Annotated in this window: 21 protein-coding genes; 13 read left to right on the top strand and 8 right to left on the bottom strand. The window is 38.3% G+C overall.

What is annotated here, in order from left to right:
- Nucleotides 1-17: 17 nt before the first annotated feature.
- Both FHY45_RS20070 and FHY45_RS20075 read right to left on the bottom strand, forming a co-directional pair.
- Nucleotides 18-527, bottom strand: coding sequence for a DUF3231 family protein (locus tag FHY45_RS20070; protein ID WP_066102568.1), 510 nt, complete (start codon nucleotides 525-527; stop codon nucleotides 18-20).
- Between the two features lie 119 nt (nucleotides 528-646).
- Nucleotides 647-952: an iron-sulfur cluster assembly accessory protein gene (locus FHY45_RS20075; protein WP_066102565.1), complete on the bottom strand. Its 306-nt coding sequence runs from the start codon at nucleotides 950-952 to the stop codon at nucleotides 647-649.
- 125 nt (nucleotides 953-1,077) lie between these two features.
- Between FHY45_RS20075 and FHY45_RS20080 the strand changes: the two genes are divergently transcribed.
- The 3 genes from FHY45_RS20080 to gshAB are packed head-to-tail and all read left to right on the top strand — an operon-like array spanning nucleotide 1,078 to nucleotide 5,056.
- Nucleotides 1,078-1,425, top strand: a complete 348-nt coding sequence (locus FHY45_RS20080) for an ArsR/SmtB family transcription factor (protein ID WP_066102562.1) — start codon at nucleotides 1,078-1,080, stop codon at nucleotides 1,423-1,425.
- A 20-nt stretch (nucleotides 1,426-1,445) separates the two neighbouring features.
- Entirely contained in the window at nucleotides 1,446-2,795 is a 1,350-nt protein-coding gene (locus FHY45_RS20085) for an MATE family efflux transporter (RefSeq protein WP_139892863.1), read from the top strand.
- Nucleotides 2,796-2,821: 26 nt separating this feature from the next.
- Nucleotides 2,822-5,056 (top strand): bifunctional glutamate--cysteine ligase GshA/glutathione synthetase GshB, encoded by a 2,235-nt coding sequence (gene gshAB, locus FHY45_RS20090; RefSeq protein WP_066102556.1) that lies wholly within the window; start codon nucleotides 2,822-2,824, stop codon nucleotides 5,054-5,056.
- A gap of 79 nt (nucleotides 5,057-5,135) precedes the next feature.
- On the opposite strand, the gene FHY45_RS20095 is transcribed toward gshAB, so the two are convergent.
- Nucleotides 5,136-5,465 (bottom strand): four-helix bundle copper-binding protein, encoded by a 330-nt coding sequence (locus FHY45_RS20095; protein ID WP_066102553.1) that lies wholly within the window; start codon nucleotides 5,463-5,465, stop codon nucleotides 5,136-5,138.
- 174 nt (nucleotides 5,466-5,639) lie between these two features.
- On the opposite strand from FHY45_RS20095, the gene FHY45_RS20100 reads away from it, so the two are divergent.
- From FHY45_RS20100 to FHY45_RS20130, 7 genes are all read left to right on the top strand, one after another.
- Nucleotides 5,640-6,392 (top strand): MerR family transcriptional regulator, encoded by a 753-nt coding sequence (locus tag FHY45_RS20100; protein ID WP_139892864.1) that lies wholly within the window; start codon nucleotides 5,640-5,642, stop codon nucleotides 6,390-6,392.
- Between the two features lie 211 nt (nucleotides 6,393-6,603).
- Nucleotides 6,604-7,146, top strand: coding sequence for a helix-turn-helix domain-containing protein (locus tag FHY45_RS20105; RefSeq protein ID WP_066102679.1), 543 nt, complete (start codon nucleotides 6,604-6,606; stop codon nucleotides 7,144-7,146).
- A 28-nt stretch (nucleotides 7,147-7,174) separates the two neighbouring features.
- A complete protein-coding gene (locus FHY45_RS20110; protein WP_066102548.1) occupies nucleotides 7,175-8,281 on the top strand; it encodes an ABC transporter ATP-binding protein in 1,107 nt (368 codons plus the stop codon).
- Nucleotides 8,271-9,062: an ABC transporter permease gene (locus FHY45_RS20115; RefSeq protein ID WP_066102545.1), complete on the top strand. Its 792-nt coding sequence runs from the start codon at nucleotides 8,271-8,273 to the stop codon at nucleotides 9,060-9,062. The genes FHY45_RS20110 and FHY45_RS20115 overlap by 11 nt, the downstream gene beginning before the upstream one ends.
- Before the next feature lie 10 nt (nucleotides 9,063-9,072).
- Complete coding sequence (locus tag FHY45_RS20120; protein ID WP_066102542.1) at nucleotides 9,073-9,873, top strand: ABC transporter permease; 801 nt, start codon at nucleotides 9,073-9,075, stop codon at nucleotides 9,871-9,873.
- Nucleotides 9,870-10,943 carry an ABC transporter substrate-binding protein gene (locus FHY45_RS20125; protein ID WP_139892865.1) on the top strand — a complete coding sequence of 358 codons (1,074 nt, stop codon included), beginning with the start codon at nucleotides 9,870-9,872 and terminating at the stop codon, nucleotides 10,941-10,943. The genes FHY45_RS20120 and FHY45_RS20125 overlap by 4 nt, the downstream gene beginning before the upstream one ends.
- Before the next feature lie 197 nt (nucleotides 10,944-11,140).
- Entirely contained in the window at nucleotides 11,141-11,683 is a 543-nt protein-coding gene (locus tag FHY45_RS20130) for an REP-associated tyrosine transposase (RefSeq protein WP_180350024.1), read from the top strand.
- 548 nt (nucleotides 11,684-12,231) lie between these two features.
- On the opposite strand, the gene FHY45_RS20135 is transcribed toward FHY45_RS20130, so the two are convergent.
- From FHY45_RS20135 to FHY45_RS20145, 3 genes are read right to left on the bottom strand one after another with little or no spacing between them, the layout of a single operon-like run.
- Complete coding sequence (locus FHY45_RS20135) at nucleotides 12,232-12,972, bottom strand: amino acid ABC transporter ATP-binding protein (RefSeq protein WP_066102530.1); 741 nt, start codon at nucleotides 12,970-12,972, stop codon at nucleotides 12,232-12,234.
- Nucleotides 12,973-12,990: 18 nt separating this feature from the next.
- Nucleotides 12,991-13,653 (bottom strand): amino acid ABC transporter permease, encoded by a 663-nt coding sequence (locus FHY45_RS20140; RefSeq protein ID WP_066102526.1) that lies wholly within the window; start codon nucleotides 13,651-13,653, stop codon nucleotides 12,991-12,993.
- Nucleotides 13,654-13,669: 16 nt separating this feature from the next.
- Nucleotides 13,670-14,458: a transporter substrate-binding domain-containing protein gene (locus FHY45_RS20145; RefSeq protein ID WP_066102523.1), complete on the bottom strand. Its 789-nt coding sequence runs from the start codon at nucleotides 14,456-14,458 to the stop codon at nucleotides 13,670-13,672.
- 263 nt (nucleotides 14,459-14,721) lie between these two features.
- Here FHY45_RS20145 and FHY45_RS20150 point away from each other — a divergent pair, with 263 nt between their 5' ends.
- Both FHY45_RS20150 and FHY45_RS20155 read left to right on the top strand, forming a co-directional pair.
- Nucleotides 14,722-14,976 (top strand): metal-sensitive transcriptional regulator, encoded by a 255-nt coding sequence (locus tag FHY45_RS20150; RefSeq protein ID WP_139892867.1) that lies wholly within the window; start codon nucleotides 14,722-14,724, stop codon nucleotides 14,974-14,976.
- An 88-nt stretch (nucleotides 14,977-15,064) separates the two neighbouring features.
- Nucleotides 15,065-15,361: a rhodanese-like domain-containing protein gene (locus FHY45_RS20155; RefSeq protein WP_066102518.1), complete on the top strand. Its 297-nt coding sequence runs from the start codon at nucleotides 15,065-15,067 to the stop codon at nucleotides 15,359-15,361.
- Between the two features lie 274 nt (nucleotides 15,362-15,635).
- On the opposite strand, the gene FHY45_RS20160 is transcribed toward FHY45_RS20155, so the two are convergent.
- Entirely contained in the window at nucleotides 15,636-16,934 is a 1,299-nt protein-coding gene (locus tag FHY45_RS20160) for a hemolysin family protein (protein ID WP_066102677.1), read from the bottom strand.
- Nucleotides 16,935-17,460: 526 nt separating this feature from the next.
- Nucleotides 17,461-17,946 (bottom strand): ribonuclease E activity regulator RraA, encoded by a 486-nt coding sequence (rraA, locus tag FHY45_RS20165; RefSeq protein WP_066102514.1) that lies wholly within the window; start codon nucleotides 17,944-17,946, stop codon nucleotides 17,461-17,463.
- Nucleotides 17,947-18,092: 146 nt separating this feature from the next.
- Here rraA and FHY45_RS20170 point away from each other — a divergent pair, with 146 nt between their 5' ends.
- The gene (locus FHY45_RS20170; RefSeq protein WP_225983639.1) at nucleotides 18,093-18,992 is read left to right on the top strand and encodes a diacylglycerol/lipid kinase family protein; all 900 of its coding nucleotides are present in this window, start codon (nucleotides 18,093-18,095) and stop codon (nucleotides 18,990-18,992) included.
- The last annotated feature ends 4 nt before the right edge of the window (nucleotides 18,993-18,996 follow it).

An 18,996-nucleotide genomic window follows, 5' to 3' on the forward strand; every position in this document is an offset into this window, starting at 1 on the left:
CTTTCTTAATGAATTTATTAGTCAGTTGTCGTTACAACATGAAGAGGAGGCGGAACTAACCAGCCTTTTTCTTTGTTTATTTTTAATAATGCGGCCCCGAATTGTGCCTTTTTCATATGGAATTGTCCAAACATTAAGCCGATGTCTTCACGAATACATTGAGCCATTGCCTGAGCACAGGCAACGAGTCCAGCAGCAATATCAGCCGATACAAGTCCAGAAACCTCTTGATCTGTAAACCGTGCACCAGGAGGAATAGCCTCGATTTGGCTTTCCGGTTTTTCAGGTGGTGCAGGCGGCAGAGCAATACCATTATGTTTTAGTAATTCCTGCAGTTGTTTTACATCTGATCTAGCATTGGCGATCATGTCATCTAATAAATCTTTTAAATCATCATCACCAGTATGGTTTTTAAGGGTTTGAAAGCCAGGAATCATGGCCTGTGCACCCATTAATTGTGACCATACAGCAAATACCTCACCATAATGCATTGGTTCTTTTTGCGGATTTCCACTTAAAATGCCCATTAATCAGTCGACTCCTTATATTTAAATTTGAAGAACTCATCTGTTAATATGAACCAATTAACTACCAATTATACGTAAAAGAGGCAACCGATTGAACGGCTGCCTCTACATTGAATATTTTAATGATGGTGTCCATGTCCGCCTTTATGAGGGTTTGTTATTTCAAAACCTGGTTCAGGTAGATGGAAGTACTTAATCCACACTCCATCCAGGAATTCTTCTCGCTTATCAAGCAAGACATCAATATCCTTATCAGTCTTAACAATTTCGTCATGCTCAGTTGGTGTACTCAATTCAATATCATAGTGAGCATGGTCGCCATGCATATGGGAAATCACTACACGAATCATTTTCCCGTCGGCTTCCTCTGTACTCAATAATTTTTTTAATTCTTTGGCGGCATTCCGATTTATTTTACAATTCATTCTATCTCCTCCAATCTACTAGATCTCTTATAAGTGTAACTTAAAAATTTCCATTATTAAAATAATGAAGTATAATATAACCATAAAACTAGTTTTATGGTTATGTGAAGAGGAGGGGAATGTAAATGTCTTGGGTCATGAAAACAGATCATCGAATGCGCTGTATATGCGAAGAAGGTAAACAACAGCTACCAGCCGTTCATAATGAACAATCATTACTGGAGCTAGCAGAAATGTTTAAGGCACTTGGTGATTCTACTCGCCTGGAGATTCTGTCATTATTATTAATTGAAGATTTATGTAAATGTGAAATTGTTACAGCTCTTTCGCTTCCTAATTCCACGGTCAGCCATCATATTAAAATTATGGAAAAAGGCGGAGTTATTAAAGGAAGAAGAGAGGGGAAATATACAATTTATCGATTATGCGAAGAAAGGCTGGAGTCAATTATCAGCTTTTTACGTAAGCAGTAAAAAAGATAGGGGGAAACAAGATGAAGGGTGCTTATAACTTAACAGAAAATGCAATCTCCTCATCTCTTCTGAAGCTTTCCGTTCCTATAATAGCAACAAATTTTATTCAAACCACATATGGAATGGTCGATATGATTTGGGTTGGCAAGCTTGGCAGCGGTCCAGTTGCTGCCATAGGTACGGCAAGTTTCTTCGTTAATTTGGCGCTGGCTCTTGCAACAATGGTCTCGATTGGGAGCGGAGTCAAAATCGCTCATTGTATGGGGGCGAACAAAAAAGAGGAAGCGGCAGAATACATAAAAAACGGGTTTATCATGTCACTGATCCTGGCTATTTTATATACGCTTGTTGTATTTATCTATAAAGATTCATTTATTGGCTTCTTTGAGCTGGGCGATTCTCAGGTGGAGAGAATGGCTGTGCAATTTTTAGTCATCTCTATGATTGGTGTTATATTTTCTATTATAAATTTACTGTACAGTATGATTTTAAATAGTATGGGAAACAGTAAAACGCCATTTCGCGTCTACACTATTGGTTTTCTCGTTAACATGATCTTGGATCCTTTTTTAATTTTTGGGATCGGATTTATACCTGGAATGGGGGTTGTTGGAGCTGCGCTTGCAACATTAACAGCAAACATTATTGTTACGCTCCTTTTCTGGTTTAATTCTAAACGATTCATATCATTAGGGAGCCATACAAATTGGAATGGACGTAAGATGATAGAAGTAATTAAAATGGGGATTCCAATTACAGTCCAAAGAGTAGTATTCATCGGCATATCCATCATTATTGCAAAGATTATTGTGCAATGGGGAGCAGAGGCGATTGCTGTTCAAAAAGTTGGTATCCAAATTGAGTCGATTTCCTATATGACTATTGGGGGGCTGCAGGGTGCGATTGCCGCCTTTATTGGACAAAACTATGGTGCAAACAAAATGGACCGAATCCATGCAGGGTATAAAATAGCATTGGCTATGACCATAGGGTTCGGTTTACTTACGTCACTACTATTTATCCTGTTTCCAGAGCAGCTTTTTTCTATTTTTATCAGTGAGCCTGATAGTATAAAACTCGGAGCAGACTATATGAGAATCCTTGGATACTCGCAGGTATTTATGTGTATGGAGCTTTTAACAGTCGGAGCATTTAATGGGTTGGGGAAAACCTATATTCCGCCTATTTTTAGTATCACCTTTACAGTGCTCAGAATCCCGATGGCCATCCTTCTTTCCGTTCCATTTGGATTAAATGGGGTATGGATGAGTATCGCAATCAGCAGTCTTTTGAAGGGTGTTGTATTGGTAATTTGGTTTATGTTTACATTGCGAAAAATAAAAAATAAGACAGCAAGAATGCACGCATAAGAACGGTTGGTAAGGAGAGTACATATATGACAAATATAGACCATAGACTTCTAAAGCTCATGAAAGAAAAACACCTATCGGAAACATTGTTTAGGGGAAATTTTGGCCTTGAAAAAGAAAATAATAGGGTTCATAAAAATGGGACATTAGCTTTAACACCACACCCGTCTTCATTCGGTGACAGAGCAAAGCACCCGTACATTACAACCGACTTTTCTGAGTCTCAGATAGAGATGGTGACTCCGGTGTTCCCGACGATTGATGAGGCGTTTGAGTTTCTGGAAAATATACATGATATTGTGAGTTTAGAATTATCTAAGCAAGGAGAATACTTATGGCCAGGCAGTAATCCTCCTATTCTTCCCGATGAATGCTTGATTCCAATCGCCAAGCTGGAAAACGATCAGGAGACCGAGTACCGATATAAACTTGCACAGAAATACGGAAGAAAAAAGCAATTAATAAGCGGTATCCATTACAATTTCTCGTTCTCTGACGAACTATTGCACGTATTGTATGATGAACAATCCAGCCATAAAACATATAAAGAGTTTAAAAATGATATTTATTTAAAAATCAGCCGTAATTTTAACCGCTATCGAGATTTATTGGTTGATGTGACTGGGGCCAGTCCAGTGTTTCATAATACTTATAACCAAGACTGCGTCTTAAGGGCAGAGCAATTAAATCAAGGAAGTTATTATCTCCCTCAAGTTCATTCATTTAGAAACAGCGTATGTGGTTATAAAAATCGAAAGGACTACCAGGTTTCCTATCAATCAGTTGAAGAATATGTTGAGGATATTCACAATTTGATTCAGAAACATGAATTGTTGAGCGCAAAAGAATATTATCATACGCTCCGCTTGAAGGCAGGTGCTGGTGAAGATCCCCTGCAAGGTCTTTTAGATAAAGGGATTCAATATATTGAGATTCGGTTGTTAGATTTGAACCCTCTGTTTAAAATCGGTACAAGTAAAGAGAATCTCTATTTCATTCACTTATTTATTTTGTATATGCTTCTGCTTGAAGAAGAGGAAAAGACCGATTTGAATTATTTATCCATCATAGCTGGAATGAAGGAAATGGCACGAGAATTATCTCTAGCTGATAAATACATCCATATACTGGTCGAAGTTGAAAATATGCTAATTGATCCGGAACTCTCTTATGCAGCAAGAATAAAGGAAGGTATAAAGCAGTCATCCTACGAATTGTTTCATATGAAACATTCTTTTGATTATTTACACGAAAGTGAAAAACATTCATTCACTTTATTGGGATATGAGGATATGGAGCTTTCAACGCAAATTTTAATTAAAGATGCTATTAAAAGAGGAATAGGAATCGAGATTGTTGATCGAGATGAAAACTTTATTGCTTTATCTGATGGGAAGAAAACAGAGTATGTGAAGCAGGCGACCAAAACATCGCTCGATTCATACAGTACTGTTTTGGTTATGGAGAATAAGCTTGTTACGAAGAAGATTCTTCGAAATGCTGGGATGAGAGTTCCGAATGGAGGGGCCTATCAATCACTAGAGGAAGCAGTTATGGATTATGAGAAATATAAGGCCAAGCAAATTGTAATCAAGCCGAAATCAACAAATTTTGGTTTGGGAATTACGATTTTCAAAGATTCATTTTCAAAAGAGGACTATGAAAAAGCATTAGGGATGGCTTTTCTTCATGATCGTACTGTGTTGGTTGAGGAATTCCTCAGTGGAAAGGAATATCGGTTTCTTGTAATGGGAGATGAAGTGACAGGGATCCTTCATCGTGTCCCAGCCAATGTGAAAGGTGATGGACAATCCAGTATTGCTGAATTGGTTACAGCGAAAAATAAAGATCCTTTACGGGGAAAGGGCTATAAAACACCCTTGGAGAAGATTCAGTTAGGGGAAAGTGAAGCACTTTTCCTAAAGGGACAGGGAAAGGATTTCGATTATATCCCGGCGGAAGGAGAGCTTGTTTATTTAAGAGAGAATTCTAATATCAGCACTGGCGGGGATAGTCTAGATCTTACTGATGCTATATCAGGGAGCTATAAGGAATTGGCCATTCAAGCTGCAAAAGCTGCTGGTGCTACAATCTGTGGAGTCGATATGATGATTGATGATCCGACTGCCAATGTCAGTGAACAAAATTATGGAATTATCGAACTTAATTTTAATCCTGCGATCCATATTCATTGTTATCCTTACAAAGGAGAAAATAGAAGAGCAGGGGAGCGAATTCTTCAATTACTTTTTGGGAAGTAAAAAGCGGCCGCAACAGGTTTAGTAATATCTGTTGCGGCCTTTTGCTAAATATAAGAAAATAAACTCCTGCCATATTGATTTAGGCAGTCATGCTGAGACAAGCATCAGCGCATTTGAAGCAAGCCCCGGCACATTTTTGGCAATGGTCATGATCGTGCTTTTGACATTCCTCGCCGCAAGCTTTACAAATCACTGCACAAAGATTACAGATTTCTTTTGCAAAAGGACTGTTAGATTGCATTGATTTAACCGCCAATGCACAAATGTCCGCGCATTCTCGATCCAGGCGGATGCAATCTGCCATCATCTTCATGTGATCCTCTTCTAAGCAAGCATCGAAACATACATTACAAGCATCTATACATTCAATACAGGCATCTATACAGACTTGGTACATGTCTTTATTCATAAAAAAACCTCCTCATTAAAAATGGTTATATCCCTATCTATTCACATTCCCTTGCTGGAAGGGAATAAACTCAATATGGATGTTGACGTTCGCTAATCTCATTAAAATATCTAAAATGCTTTGACTCTAACGTTACGTCATCATTTACGATATAGGAAGGGAGGGGTGTGAGAGGTGTATAAGATAAAGGAAGTCTCCGAGCTTGCTGGAGTCAGTGTTAGAACTTTACATTATTATGATGAAATTGATCTGTTAAAACCAGCTCATATTGAGGAGAATGGATATCGTTTATATAATGAGGGAAATTTAGCACGCCTTCAGCAAATATTATTTTTTAAAGAAATGGACTTACCGCTAAATAAGATCAAAGCTATTCTGGATGATCCCCAATTTGACCACTTGGATTCCTTGATGAAACATAAAAAGGTTCTGGAGGAAAAGCAGAAGCGGCTGGAGAAAATTATTCAATCCATAGATCAGACCGCCCAGGCAATTAAAGGAGGAAGGAAAATGTCAAGGCAGGATATGTTCGAGCCATTTGATATGAGTAGAGTTGAAGCACATCTAAAAAAGTATGAAAAAGAAGTTAAGGAAAAGTATGCAGACACGGAGGCATTTCGCCAATCCCAGCAAAAAACAAATGGCTATCAAGCAGATGATTGGAAGGCAATTGAAATAGAAAGACAACAAATTTATCAGTCTTTAGCTGAATTAATGGACCGGGATCCTGCGGATAGTGAGGTTCAACAAATCGTCCATGAATGGCGAATGCATATTTGTAAACATTTTTATAATTGCACACCGGAAATATTTAAAGGGCTTGGCGAGATGTATATTTCTGACAAACGTTTTACTGATAATATCGATAGTACAAAGCCGGGGCTTGCCCGATATTTACATGATGCTATTCAAATCTATTGCCGCTAATTAAATAGAATGACGTATAGGTGCCTGAAAAGATAGGCACCTATTTTTTATAAAATTTAAAAATCTTATTTTGCTATATATTTTTGTTGATGTTTCCTAAAAATGTTGTATAATAATCTGAGTTTGGTAGTAAACATTAAGTTTGATAATAATAAACTTTCTCTAGTTAGAGTTTACTTATAATAAACGAAATTGAGGTCATACCATGTTAATGGAAATCGGAAGCAAAATTAAAAATTTAAGATTAAAAAAAGGTCTGACTCAAGAAGAACTTGGTGAAAGAACAGATTTAAGTAAAGGGTATATTTCACAACTTGAAAGAGGTCTCAGTTCACCATCTATCGAAACATTCTTCGATATACTCGAGGTTCTCGGCTGTACCCCAAAGCAATTTTTTGATGAGGAAGAACGTGAACAAAAAGTAGTATACGGAAAAAATGATACGACAGATTTTATAGATGAAGATCGGGGTTATCAAATCCAATGGCTTGTTCCAGAATCAAATGAAAAAGAAATGGAACCCATATTGCTTACATTGCAGGAAAAGGGAGAGTTCAAAAAATTTGAGCCCTCACTTTCAGAGACATTTGGCTATGTATTAAAAGGGAGAATCATGATAACACTCGGCAGAAGGACATACTTTGCCAAGGCAGGAGAAGCAATTTATTTTAACGCAACCGAAGAACATCAGATAATTAATGATTTCAACGGGATTTCAGAATTATTGCTTGTAGCGACGGATTCTTATCTATAATTAATATCCACAAGAAGGAGTAATGAACATGAATGATCATACAATTATTCGTTTTGAGAACGTCACGAAGCAATATGATGACGATCCAGCGGTATTAAATGATGTTAGCTTTGAAATTGAAAGAGGGAAATTCTATACACTCTTAGGACCATCAGGTTGCGGAAAAACGACGATTCTCCGCTTAATTGCCGGATTTATGCAGCCCTCTGAAGGAAAGATTTACTTTAACGGTAAATTAATAAATAATGTCCCGGCCAATGAGCGCCAGGTAAATACAGTATTCCAGGATTACGCCCTATTTCCACATCTAAATGTATTTGAAAATGTTGCATTTGGTTTACGCATTAAAAAAATGAAAAATGCAGACATTGCCAAGAAAGTGACAGAAGCATTACGCTTTGTTAACCTGGCTGGTTATGAAAACCGTGAAATTAAAGAAATGTCCGGTGGACAGCGTCAACGTGTAGCCATTGCCCGTGCGATTGTAAACGAACCGGAAGTAATCTTACTTGATGAACCTTTATCGGCGCTCGATTTAAAGCTTCGTACTGAAATGCAATATGAATTGCGTGAGCTTCAACGCCGCCTTGGTATTACCTTCATCTTTGTTACGCATGACCAAGAAGAAGCATTGGCGATGAGTGATGAGATTTTTGTTTTGAACAAAGGCAGAATTCAGCAAAGCGGTACGCCAACTGATATCTATGATGAGCCTGTTAACCGATTCGTCGCAGACTTTATCGGAGAATCCAATATTGTTCCCGGTAGAATGATTGCCGACTATATAGTAGAATTTGCAGATAAACGTTTTGACTGCGTAGACGGCGGTTTCAGAGAAAATGAGTCTGTAGAAGTGGTAATCCGTCCTGAGGATTTAGAGATTACTACACTCGAACAAGGAAAAATGCAGGTACGCGTTGATTCCCAATTATTCCGTGGTGTTCACTATGAAATTTGCTGTTTTGATGAAGCAGGTAATGAGTGGCTAGTACACTCTACGAAAAAAGCGGTTGTTGGGGAAGAAATTGGGTTGAGTTTTGATGAAGAAGCCATTCATGTCATGCTGCCGGGGGAAACGGAAGAAGAATTCGATAAACGCTTAGAAGCATATAATGAGGCCGGCCATGAAGAATAAAGCGAAAACTCTCTATCTGATTCCATACTCTATTTGGATTGCATTGTTTGTTGTATTCCCGATTATCCTGGTTGTCTATTACTCCTTTATTGGGATTGACGGCCAATTCACGTTGGATAATTACAGCAACTTCTTTACACCAGTCTATTTGAAAATGACATTAAGTTCGTTTTGGTATGCTTTCTTAGTTACAGTTATTTCTTTATTAATTGCATACCCAACGGCATTTTTATTAACGAAAACAAAGCATAAGCAATTATGGCTCTTATTAATTATCTTACCAACCTGGATTAATCTACTTTTAAAAGCATATGCCTTTATTGGTATTTTTGGCACATATGGTGCTGCCAACGCCTTTTTAGAGGTTTTTGGAATAGGAACAAAGCAAATTCTATTTACTGATTTTAGTTTCATCTTTGTTTCTACCTATATATTTATACCGTTTATGCTATTGCCAATTTACAATGCGCTAGAGGAAATGAACCAATCCTATGTAGATGCAGCCAGTGATCTTGGAGCATCCAAATGGATGACTTTCCGCCGTGTCATTTTCCCTCTGACACTCGACGGAGTGAAATCAGGTGCACAGGCTGTCTTTATCCCAGCCCTGTCATTGTTTATGATTACTCGTTTGATTGCAGGTAACCGAGTAATTACATTGGGAACAGCAATTGAACAGCATTTTCTCGTTACGCAAGATTGGGGAATGGGAGCTACGATAGCGGTATTCCTAATTATCGCAATGGCATTAATCATGATTCTGACAGGCAGAAGAAAGTGAGGGATGGACAATGAAAAAGAAATTTAAGCTATCAAATCTATATCTAATCTTAGTGTTTGCCATCCTTTATGCACCAATTTTCTATCTGATGTTCTATTCATTTAACAGCGGCGGAAAAATGCATGGCTTTGATGGTTTTACGCTGCAATGGTATAAAGAAGTATTCGCCGATACGCGATTGCTTATTATTGTGTTGAATACACTGGTTATTGCTCTGCTTTCAGCTACAATTTCTACAGTGATTGGTGTTTTTGGAGCACTGGCCATACATGAGGTACGCAAGAGAAGGACGAAAAATACATTACTTTCCTTGAACAATGTTTTGATTGTAAGCCCTGATGTCATTATTGGTGCTTCCTTCTTAATTATGTTCACCATTATTGGGATTAAACTTGGCTTTATGTCCGTTCTTTTATCCCATATTGCTTTCAGTGTTCCGATTGTTGTAATTATGGTATTGCCTAAACTTCAGGAAATGAGCCCGACATTGATCGATGCGGCTCGTGACTTGGGGGCGAGCCAGTGGAATGTGCTGACAAAGGTTATCCTGCCTTACATCACATCCGGTATTTTTGCTGGTTTCTTTATGGCATTGACCTATTCACTGGATGATTTTGCCGTAACCTTCTTCGTGACAGGGAATGGATTCTCCACACTATCCGTAGAAATCTACTCCATGGCTCGTCAAGGTATATCGTTAACGATTAATGCATTATCAACCTTGCTATTCTTATTTACAATTTTATTGGTTATTGGATATTACTTTATTACACAAAGAAGCACCAAGCCGCGAATGGGGGTTAAGGAATGAGCAAGCTAACCCGTACCCTGATTCTGATTTTGGTTGTATCATTTGGCCTTTTATATTTGATCAATCGATTAAATGCACATGAAGGATATGCCGGAGATAATACCTTAACGGTTTACAACTGGGGAGATTATATCGATACGGATTTAATTGAAAAATTTGAAGAGGAAACAGGCATTAAAGTCATATACCAAACCTTCGATTCAAACGAAGCGATGATGACGAAAATCGAACAGGGCGGTACGTCCTATGATGTAGCTGTTCCTTCAGAATATGCAATCAGCAAAATGAAGGAAGAAAACCTGTTGATTGAAATAGATCACGATAAAATACCAAATTTAAAGCACATTGATTCTCGCTTCCTAGACCTTTCCTTTGATAAGGGAAATAAGTATTCCATTCCATATTTTTGGGGAACAGTCGGAATTGCTTATAATACAAAGCTCCTTCCGAATAAAGAATTCAAAAGCTGGAATGATTTATGGGACGAAGAATTAGAAAATAAAATCTTGCTTGTTGATGGTGCTCGTGAAGTCATTGGAATGGGATTGAATAGCCTTCATTATTCATTAAATGACACGAATGAAGAGCATTTGCAGGAAGCTAAGGATAAATTAGATACATTAACTCCGAACATTAAAGCAATCGTGGGTGATGAGATCAAAATGCTTCTCGCTCAGGAGGAGGCAGCAGTCGGGCTGGTTTGGTCCGGTGATGCAGCTGATATTATGTGGGATAATGAAAACATTGATTATGTAGTGCCGGAAGAAGGCTCTAATCTCTGGTTTGATAATATGGTTATTCCGAAAACATCCAAAAATGTGGACGGAGCACACCAATTCATTAACTTCATGCTGGATCCTGAAAATGCTGCTCAAAACGCAGACTATGTAGGCTATTCCACACCAAATAATGCAGCGTTAGAAATTTTAGGAGAAGAAGTTTCAGGGGATGAACGCTTCTATCCACCTGCTGAGCTAACAGACCGGCTTGAGGTCTACGATAATCTCGGCAAAAAGATGCTCGCGCATTATAATGAACTTTTCCTTGAATTTAAAATGCATAAAAAATGACACTTTGAAAACCGATTTCACCTGGGGGTGGGGTCGGTTTTTCTGTTTATCTAAAGAAATGATTTTCTTGAAGTAGCCAGCAAACCAGAATGTAAAAGAGGGACGTAAAATTATGTTATATTTTTCACAATCCAAAAGGAATTTTGCCAGCCATGAACGAAAGAGTAATGTATTAACTTATTAAGGAGGAAAAATACTTGTCCAACACTCTGAATCAATTTGAAATAACTTCAATTTATCACATTACCAATAGAGGGGTTAGAAAGGAGCCAATATTCCATAATATGATCGATAAGCATAGATTCATGATTATTCTTGCTGAAGCCCATAGTAAATATGATTTTAAACTCCATGCGTACTGCCTTATGAACAACCACTTTCACCTTCTCTTAGAAACCTCCAATTCTCCTTTAAGCAAAATCATGCAAACCATTCAACAAAGATATGCCATGTATTTTAACCATAACTACCAATCTCAGGGGCATGTATTTCAAGCCAGTTACTATTTCAGAATCGTTGATAGCTCAAATGATTTTTTAAATGTCAGTAAATATATCCATATAAATCCTGTTGCAGCAGGATTGGTTACAAACCCTCAGGATTATCAGTGGAGCAGCTATGCCACATTCTCCAATCACTCACCTCGCAATCATCCACTAATCGAAACGGATACTACCTATTCTTTTTATCCAAATAATTCAAAAGAATTATATAAAAAATTCATTGAAAAACAATCATAATGGTTGTCATAGACTAAAAGGTGCTCATTCATTGAGCACTTTTTTTGTGGAAGAGCATATGAGCATTTCTGGTCCACCTTTATGCAGTCATAAAAAGTTCCCTATATTATGTGGAAGGTGGGTGAAAGGCAGGTGAAGTCCGGGGGAAAGCTGAGCTCTAGCCGAGCTATGAGGCACCTATGGACCGGCTATACCGGGGTAAAGGTGGATGAAAGGTGGTTGAAGTCCAGAGGAAAGGACCTATCCCCGAGCTATGAGGCACCTATGGACCGGCTATACCGGGGTAAAGGAGGGTGAAAGGCGGTTGAAGTCCAGAGGGAAGCACCTATCCCCGAGCTATGAGGCACCTATGAACCAGCTATACCGGGGTAAAGGAGGGTGAAAGGCGGTTGAAGTCCAGAGGGAAGCACCTATCCCCGAGCTATGAGGCACCTATGGACCAGCTATACCGGGGTAAAGGCGGGTGATAGGTAGTTGAAGTCCATGACGAAGCTAAAATACGTAAAAAAACCCTCCCATTGATGGAGGGTTCAACATAGTTAGGGATATTATAACTGACTTCCAAAGAACTCTCGTGTCCGTTCTTCTTTAGGATTTTCAAATATTTGCTCAGGAGTGCCTTTTTCCAGGATGTTTCCTTCGTGCATAAAGAGGATTTGGTCAGCAACTTCGCGTGCAAAGCCCATTTCGTGAGTGACAATAACCATCGTCATTCCGTCCTGGGCGAGTTCCTTCATGGTGGTCAATACTTCACCAACCAGCTCTGGATCCAGGGCAGAGGTTGGTTCATCGAATAGCATGATATCAGGTTTCATCGCCAGGGCACGGGCGATGGCTACACGTTGCTTTTGTCCACCGGATAGTTTATTTGGGTAAACATCTGCCTTGTCATCAAGGCCAACCTTTTTTAATAGCTCTAATGCTTCTTGTTTAGCTGTATCTTTGGCTATTTTCTTTACCATAATAGGTGCTTCAATTATATTTTCCAGTACAGTCTTATGAGGAAAGAGGTTAAAGTGCTGAAAGACCATCCCGATTTTTTGGCGTACTTCATTAATATTATGGGTTGTTGTTTCGATTTGTTCACCTTCAATAATGATGGAGCCGCTATCCTTTTTTTCAAGATAATTTAAGCAGCGCAGCAATGTACTTTTACCAGATCCGCTTGAACCAAGTAAACAGACAACATCGCTTTCATAGACAGTCAAACTAATATCTTTTAATACATGCAGATCTCCAAAGGATTTATTCAGATTTTCGACTTTTATCATTTCTCGTAATTCATTCATTTTTGTTTCCCCCTCTTACTAATCGCTAATTGCCATTCTTTTTTCAAGTGCTCGAAGACCCAGTGTTAACACAGCAACCAATATTAGATAGTAGACAGCAACAATGAGTAAATAGGTCATCTCGTCAAAATTATTGGATCCGAGAGTGGTCGCCACATTAAACAGCTCATTCAATGAGATGAAAGCAGCGAGAGAAGAATCCTTTAGACCGATAATAAATTGGTTACCGAGTGGCGGGAGGGCTCTTCGTAAGGCTTGAGGGAAAATGATTCGGCGCATGGCGAGTCCGCGTGTCATACCAAGCGAGCGGCCAGCCTCCATTTGTCCTTTATCAATGGATTGAATTGTTCCCCGGAAAATCTCAGCAATATAGGCCCCGTTATGAAAGGCGAGAGCCAATGATGCTGCCCAGAAATCCGGTATAAGAAAGATGCCGCTGAACCCAAAATAAAGAATGAAAATTTGGACAATTAACGGGGTTCCGCGAACAAGATATATATAAGCATCGGAAATGTAACCGAGCAATTTAATTTTCGAGATTTTAAGTAAAGCTACAAATAGTCCTATTATAATTCCGATTATGATGGAGACGACAGTCAATTCAAGAGTTAACAGAAGTGCATCGAAGAATACCCCGCGGGTATCAACTAATGTTTGAAAAAAGTGTGATAAATCTTGCAATCGTAACAGCTCCCTTTCATTCTTTATTATCTGGTTTTTGAGTAATATCTTCGCCAAAGTATTTCATACTAATTTTTGATAGAGTACCGTTTTTGCGCAGTTCCTCAAGTGCTTTATTAACCTCTTCAAGAAGTTTTGGATTATCCTGTGGAAGCACTATAGCTTGCTCACTTCGTTCAATCAGCTGTTGTCCAACAATTTTGAAGCCTTCTTTGGCAGCGGTTTTCCCAGTGACAAAATCGGTAATGACAGCATCATGTCGGCCATTGCTTAATGCCTTGAGTGCAGTCACATCACTATCGTATGTTTTAATATCAGATGTATATCTGCTCGCAGTGTCTGCATATGTAGATCCTTTGGCGGCTGCAACTTCTTTCCCTTTTAAATCTTCAACTGTCTTGATATCACTGTCTGGACGGGTGAAAATTTGTGGTCCTGAATAGTAGTAGGGAGTGGAAAAGAGGACGAATTTTGAACGTGCCTCATTAATGGTATGGCTGGCCACTGCGGCATCAGCTCTCCCAGTTTTTACACCTTCAACAATTCCCTTGAATTTCATTTGTTTTTGGACAGGCTCAAGCCCCAATTGTTTAGCGATGGCTTCCCCAACTTCAATATCAAAGCCAGTCATTGTCATATCATCGTTCATATAGCTGAAGGGCTTAAATTCCCCGGAAGCGGTGAAAACGAATTGATCGTTATTAATCAATTCTGCCCCGCTTGCCATTTGCTCCTTTTCTGCACAGGCAGTCAAGGAACCTAGCAGAAGGAGTAGAAAGATAAACGGAAGAATATTTTTTTTCATTCCAGTTGAATCTCCTTTCAGTGTCAATAGAGCTTGCTTTCTAACTAAATACCCATTAATGCCAGTAATTAACCAAAATACTAAAAAACAACTTTATTGGAATAGCAAATAGTAAGAAGAAGGACCTGTATGTCATCATAGAATACGCTGAGATTTTCAGGTATACTGATACTAATTAATAGGGAATAAATAGTATAAAGAAGAAGCTGAAAGATGAATTTATCGCTGATATAGATTTGAATAACTTAAGGAGTGATTTTCAGATGGAATATGATGATAAAGTCAAAAACCGTATTAAGAGGATGGAAGGTCAATTACGCGGGATACTTAAAATGATGGAGGATGGAAAAGATTGCAAAGAAGTCGTGACTCAGTTATCTGCGGTAAGGTCTGCAGTAGACAAGACAATTGGAGTCATTGTCAGCAGTAACCTTATTGAGTGCGTGGAAAATGCGGAAGATGTAGAGAAGGAAAAGTTAGTGAATGAAGCAGTGCATCTGTTGGTCAAAAGTCGCTGAGAGTTTCGGTTGGCTTTTTTTAATAAAATTTGATATACCTATAGGGGTAATGTTACGTTGAAATCTTAAAGGAGGCGGAATCAGTACGATGAAAACAATTGAGCCACAAGAAGTGGAAGCAAAACTAGCTGAAGGGCAGTCCTTAAATATTATTGATGTTCGTGAAGTAGATGAAGTACGTAACGGGAAAATTCCAACAGCGGTTAATATTCCATTAGGCCTGCTTGAATTTCGGATGAATGAGTTAGATAAATCAAAAGAATATATAGTTGTTTGCCATGCAGGAGGAAGAAGCGCCAGAGCTGTTCAGTTCCTTGAATCTGAAGGATACGATGTGACCAATATGAATGGTGGCATGCTAGAGTGGGAAGGGAAAACTGAATAATAAGAAAAGACGAGAACTTGGGGTCTATCCCATTCTCGTCTTTTTTTGCAATCATTTTTTTGAAATTAATTGAGTTCAGGTGAATTAATAGAATCCTAATGTTTTTTATTGATGTCCATATCAGTTTACTGGATCCAATTAAATTCTTTGCTCCTACATAATAGGAAAATCCAAATGTAATCAACAAAATCTTAATAAAAATGGGTTCATAATACTAACTTACTATTCTAGCAATAAGCATACAACCATTCAGTGTGTATGCTCCTTTTATTATTTACTCGGATGCTTTTTTCACTTCAATATATAAAAGATGGTGATCTTCAGCATCCTCTACAGTAAAGATGAATCCATCCTCTTCCAATGTATCCCCAATGGCTGCATCGATTTTATGAGTTAAAAACCAACCGCCTAATGTATCTACATCCGGATAGTCCATTTGTATTCCAAGCAAATCCTCAATCTCAGACAATAGCATTTTTGCATCTAGAATATAATGATAGTCACCTATTCTACGAATCTCTGGTAGCTCATCTGTATCGAACTCATCGCGGATTTCCCCAACGATTTCTTCAAGAATATCCTCAACCGTAACAATACCGGAAGTACCGCCGTACTCATCAAGTAACACGGCTATGTGTATGCGTTCCTTCTGCATTTTCACAAGTAAATCGTGAATAGGAATCGTTTCAATTACCGTGATAAGTGGTTTAACATAATCACGGATTGGCATATCTGTTTTCAAACCGCTTCTAAGACTGGCTGTTAGTAATTCTTTAACATTCACAAATCCAATAATCGTATCTTTATCTCCATCTGTAACGGGATAGCGCGTATATTGTTCATTATTTAAAGAAGCAACAATATCTTCTAAAATATCATCCTTTTGAAACGTTTGAATTTCTGTTCGAGGCACCATGATTTCTCTGGCAATCCGATCATCAAATTCAAAGATATTGTTTACATATTTAAATTCAGATTGATTGATTTCTCCCTTTTTATAACTGTCAGTCAGAATCATCCGCAACTCTTCTTCAGAATGGGCAATGTCTCCTTCGCTAGCCGGTTTAATGCCAAATAGGCTTGTGATAAATCGGGCAGAATGGTTCAATGCCCATATAATCGGAAACATCACTCTATAAAACATAATAAGCGGCCGTGCGAAATTCATTGTAATCGTTTCTGCTTTTTGAATCGCAACGGATTTAGGCGCCAATTCTCCCACTACAACATGTAAAAAGGTAATAATAGAAAATGCAATCACAAAGGAAATAATACTTGCTACAGAATCCTGGATGTGCAATTTTTCAAATAGGGGATCAATGAGATGTTTAACGGTGGGCTCCCCAAGCCAACCGATCCCTAATGATGTAATCGTAATCCCAAGTTGTGTCGCTGACAAATATTCATCTAAATGTGTTACGACCCTCTTGGCTGCCATTGCTTTTCGATTTCCTTCTGCAACAAGCTGATCTATTCTGGTCGCACGGACCTTAACAATGGCAAACTCTGATGCCACAAAGAACATCGTACTCACCAATAAAAATAAAAGTAAAACTATATTAACTATGTCCATCGTCTCCATTCAATCTCTTTACCCGTCCGGAGTAAAGATTCACCTCCTGACAAATATCCCTTTGTATATTTCTTCACCATCAGGAACGGGTTTAAACTTTTTTGCGACATATGGGAAAAAATACACATATAAACAGGATACTCCTGTAAGTGACTTTGCTCAATCTTTATGATACTCTTTAAATAGAAAGAATCATGAATGGTGGGCATTCATGATTCTGCAAAAGCCACTCCTTAACGGAGACGAGTATTGATTTTTTTAGGCCTCACTATCTTTTTAGAGCAGTGAGGTCTATTTTTTATTATTTATCGTGATTACTGTTAGAAGTAAGGTGGCAAAGCTGAATGTTACCATAAATGTCTCAAAGATTGACATGGGACATCACTCCATTTCGGATGGTTGGTGTCTGCTTAATGGAAGTGACTTTTGCTAGTTCATTATAGCATACATTTAGTAACAATAAGAACAAGTGTTCGTTTTAAGTGGAAATAATGACTTTCGACTCATCAAAAAAGCCGAGATATATTTATCCCGACTTGGATTCCAATGGTTTTTCTGAAATAATAATCCCATCATCATCAGCATACACAAATTGTCCAGGAGTCCATTCTACGTTTCCGAATGATAGTGTTCCGCCTTTTGTACCTTCGCCTCTCTTTTTACTTTTAAATGGGCATGTTCCAATCGCTTTTATTCCAACTTCTATATGGGCCAAGTCAGCTGAATCCCGGACACAGCCATTAATAATGATTCCGTTTATTTTTCTCTCAGCTGCAATGGCTGCCAACTGGTCACCCAATAATGCACAATTTAGAGAGCCCCCACCATCTACAACTAAAATAGTTCCAGGCTCAATCGTTTCCAAGCTTTCTTTTACCATTGAATTGTCTTCATATACCTCAACGGTTCGTATTTCGCCCTGAAATTCCTTTTTCTTACCATAAGAATAGAAAGGGGTTTTACATAGACTTAACCTGTCAGCGTACTCATCACATAAATCAGCCGTTTTCATGGAAACATCCTTTCAAAATTTAGTTGCAAGTTAATTATATTGAATTTTCTGTAAATTTTCCATTTATTAAGAGATGAATGTTTCTAAATACCGGCTTCATGGGAATATAAGAGATACAAGTTTTCTGAAGATAAGGAGAAAAAATAATGAGTATGTTTAATAAGGTACTATTTATTTACAATGGTTCTGCCGGTCAGACAGAAACAGATCGGGCACTTGCCGCCGTACTCCCTGTAATTAGTACTGAAACGAAAGAATTAAAAGTGGTGCAAACGGAAGAGGCAGGTGAAACCAAAAAAATCTGTCTTAAGCTTGGGGAAGAATATGACCTTGTTATTATCCTTGGTGGAGATGGAACGGTACATGAAGCTGTCAATGGGCTTGCTGCTCTGGATAAGAGGCCTGTTTTAGCTATTTTGCCGGGTGGTACATGTAATGATTTCAGCAGAATGCTTAATATCCCGCAAAATCTAAAAAAAGCGGCAGAGACAATCATGAGTGGCCAACAAGTTCCGGTAGATGTAGGAAAAGTTAATGATGACCACTACTTTCTTAATTTTTGGGGGATCGGGCTAATCACCCATACATCAAGCAATATTGATGAAAACCAAAAGAGATTAATGGGGAAAATGAGTTACTTTATTAGTGCATTACGAACGGTGAAAGAGGCAGAGACATTTCATTATAAAATGAAGACTGATCAAGGTGAGTATGAAGATGAGGCAGTCATGATCATGGTGCTGAATGGGAAATTCATTGGATCTAATCAAATCCCTCTGCCATCCATTAATATGGATGATGGATTATTTGATGTATTAGTAGTGAAAGAATCATCATTTGGTGCGTTTCTTGATTTATTTTCACTTAATTCTCCTGATATAAACCTAAATGATGCTGAAACGAGGCTGTTTCATTTGCAGACCAAATCATTGTCAATTGAAACAGAAGAAGTGCTGGACGCGGACACAGATGGCGAAATTTATTTGGAAACTCCAGCAACTTTGGAAATCCTAAAGCATCATATACACATGATTAAGGGTTATTAGTACC

It is taken from the genome of Bacillus sp. D386, from assembly GCF_006346415.1.